We start from the raw sequence: 3,111 nt of genomic DNA on the forward strand, positions 1-3,111 counted from the left end.
TTCGACCGGGCGTAGTTGACGAGGAAGTGCGCCTCGGCCACCGACAGGCGCTCCAGCTCCTCCGGCGAGACCGACTCGTTCGGCGCGTGGATCTGCGCCTCCGGCTCGCTCAGACCGATGAGCAGGATCTCCGACTCCGGATACAGCGAGGCCAGCGTGTTGCACAGCGGGATCGACCCGCCCATGCCCGCCGCCTGCATCTCCTGGCCCGGGTACGCGATCCGCATCGCCTCGGCCATCGAGGCGTACGCCGGGCTCGACGTGTCCGCCTGGAACGCCTGGCCCTGTCCGACCTGCTCGAAGCTCACCCGCGCGTTCCACGGGGTGTGCTTCTCGATGTGGGCGTACAGCAGCTTCGTCGCCTCCGCCGCGTCCTGGCCCGGCGGCACCCGCAGGCTGATCTGCGCGCGGGCGGTCGACGGGATCGACGGCGTCGCGCCGGCCACCGGGTGGCAGTCGATGCCGACGACCGTCACGGCCGGCCGGGCCCAGATCCGGTCCGCGACCGTGCCGGTGCCCGGCAGGTCCACGCCGGACAGCACCTTGGCGTCCTGGCGGAAGTCCTCCTCCGGGTACTGGAGGCCCTCCCACACCGTGTCGCGCGCCAGACCGTCGACGGCCGTGGCCCCGGTCTCGTCCCGCAGCGAGTCCAGCACCCGGATCAGCGCGGCCAGCGCGTCCGGGGCGGCGCCGCCGAACTGTCCGGAGTGCAGGTTGCCCTGCAGGGTGTCGATCCGCACCCGGATCATCGTCATACCGCGCAGCGTCGCCGTCACCGTCGGCAGTCCCACCCGGAAGTTGCCCGCGTCGCCGATGACGATCGCGTCGGCGGCCAGCAGCTCGGGGTGCTGCTCCGCGTACCGCTCCAGCCCGCCCGTGCCCTGCTCCTCCGAGCCTTCGACGATCACCTTGACCGTCACCGGCACACCGCCGTTGGCCTTCAGGGCGCGCAGCGCCAGCAGGTGCATCACGATGCCGCCCTTGCAGTCGGCGGCACCACGCCCGTACCAGCGGCCGTCGCGCTCGGTCAGCTCGAACGGCGGGGTGAGCCAGGCCGACTCGTCCAGCTTCGGCTGCACGTCGTAGTGGGCGTAGAGAAGGACGGTCGGCGCGCCGGCCGGGCCGGGCAGGATGCCGTACACCGACTGCGAACCGTCGGGGGTGTCGAGCAGTGCGACGTCCTCGAAGCCCTCGGCCCTCAGCGCGCCGGCCACCCAGTTCGCGGCCGCCTCGCACTCGCTGCGAGGGGCCACGGCCTCGTCCGCCACCGACTCGAAGGCGACCAGTTCCGCCAGCTCGGCCTTGGCCCGCGGCATCAGGGACCGGACGGTCTCGGCGATCGGGTGGGAGGTCATGGGCACGCTCCTGGTGGGTGCGACGTTACGACGGTGTGGAGACGTTCGGCGTATGTCGTGGTACGTCGAACGCACCGTCGATCCTACGGTGGGGCCCCGGCTGCCGAGCCGTAGGATGCGGACAGAGCAGACCACCGGTCGGATCAGGAGCAGAAGCACACCGTGAGCAGCGAGCACGCAGAGAACACCGGTCCGGAGCACACCGATTCCGTGGCTGCCGAGCCCGCGGGTACGACGCCCGATCCGACGCCCGACGCGGGGGAGGAGCAGGAGGACGCGCGGGACGCCGTCGCGGAGGGGACCGACGCGGCGGACGGGACGTCCGCGGACCGGATCTGGGACGTCGTGGTCGTCGGCGCCGGTCCGGCCGGCGCCTCCGCCGCCTACGCGGCCGCCGTCGCCGGGCGCCGGGTGCTGCTCCTGGAGAAGGCCGAACTGCCCCGCTACAAGACCTGCGGCGGCGGCATCATCGGTCCGTCGCGCGACGCGCTTCCGCCCGGTTTCGAACTGCCCCTGCTGGACCGGGTGCACGCCGTCACCTTCTCCATGGACGGCCGCTTCGCCCGCACCCGCCGTTCGCGCCGGATGCTGTTCGGCCTGGTCAACCGGCCCGAGTTCGACGCCCAGCTCGTGGAGCACGCCCAGAAGGCGGGCGCCGAGCTGCGGACCGGGGTCGCCGTGACCCGGGTGGAGCAGCACGGCCCCGGCGTCCCGGACCGGCGGACCGTCGCCGTCGTCCTGGCGGACGGCGAGCGAGTCCTCGCGCGGGCGGTCGTGGGCGCCGACGGCAGCGCCGGCCGGATAGGCGCCCATGTGGGGGTGAAGCTCGGCCAGGTCGACCTCGGCCTGGAGTCGGAGATTCCGGTCCCGCCGTCGGTGGCGGAGGACTGGAAGGGCCGCGTCCTCATCGACTGGGGCCCCATGCCCGGCAGTTACGGCTGGGTCTTCCCCAAGGGGGACACGCTGACGGTCGGCGTGATCTCTGCCCGCGGCGAGGGCGCGGCCACCAAGCGGTACCTGGAGGACTTCGTCGCCCGGCTCGGCCTCGCCGGCTTCGAGCCCACGATCTCCTCGGGCCACCTGACGCGCTGCCGCACCGACGACTCGCCGCTGTCCCGGGGACGCGTCCTCGTCTGCGGCGACGCGGCCGGACTGCTCGAGCCGTGGACCCGTGAGGGCATTTCGTACGCGCTCCGCTCCGGCCGGCTCGCGGGTGAGTGGGCGGTACGGGTCGCCGAGGCGCACGACGCGGTGGACGCGCGCCGGCAGGCGCTCAACTACGCGTTCGCCATCAAGGCGGGCCTCGGCGTGGAGATGGCGGTCGGGCGCCGGATGCTCGCCGTCTTCGAGCGGCGCCCGGGGCTCCTGCACGCGGTCATCACCGGTGTGCGGCCGGCCTGGAAGGCCTTCACCGACATCACGCGCGGTTCGGCCACCCTCGGCGGCATGGTCCGCTCCAACGGCCTGGCCCGCCGGGCCCTCGAACTCCTCGACCGGCGCATGGACACCTCGGCGGGCCACGGTCCGGCGGGGCGCGGCGTCCCGCCCCGCGCGCAGGACGGTACGGAGCGTTCCGGGGACGACGGGAGCCGCGCGAAGGGGCAGGACGGCGGGGTCACCGGGAGCACGGGGAGCGCCGGGACGCCGGGGGACACGGGCACGACGGGGAACGCGTAGGGCGGCGCCGCGGGGAGCGGGGCCCCGCCGACCGGCCCGAGTGCGCCGGGCGGCGGCGCGCGCACCGAGCCACCCCGCG

2 protein-coding genes are annotated in these 3,111 nt (G+C 74.2%); one reads left to right on the forward strand and one right to left on the reverse strand.

Features of this window, described 5'->3' with window-relative positions:
- Positions 1-1,355, reverse strand: a 1,355-nt coding sequence (locus RIF68_RS32370; RefSeq protein WP_309054832.1) for a dipeptidase, incomplete at its 3' end; no start/stop codon positions are given.
- A gap of 333 nt (positions 1,356-1,688) precedes the next feature.
- Here RIF68_RS32370 and RIF68_RS32375 point away from each other — a divergent pair.
- A complete protein-coding gene (locus RIF68_RS32375) occupies positions 1,689-3,032 on the forward strand; it encodes a geranylgeranyl reductase family protein (RefSeq protein ID WP_309054833.1) in 1,344 nt (447 codons plus the stop codon).
- Positions 3,033-3,111 lie beyond the last annotated feature (79 nt).

It is taken from the genome of Streptomyces sp., from assembly GCF_031178505.1.
GTDB classification, from domain to species: Bacteria; Actinomycetota; Actinomycetes; order Streptomycetales; family Streptomycetaceae; genus Streptomyces; species Streptomyces gulbargensis.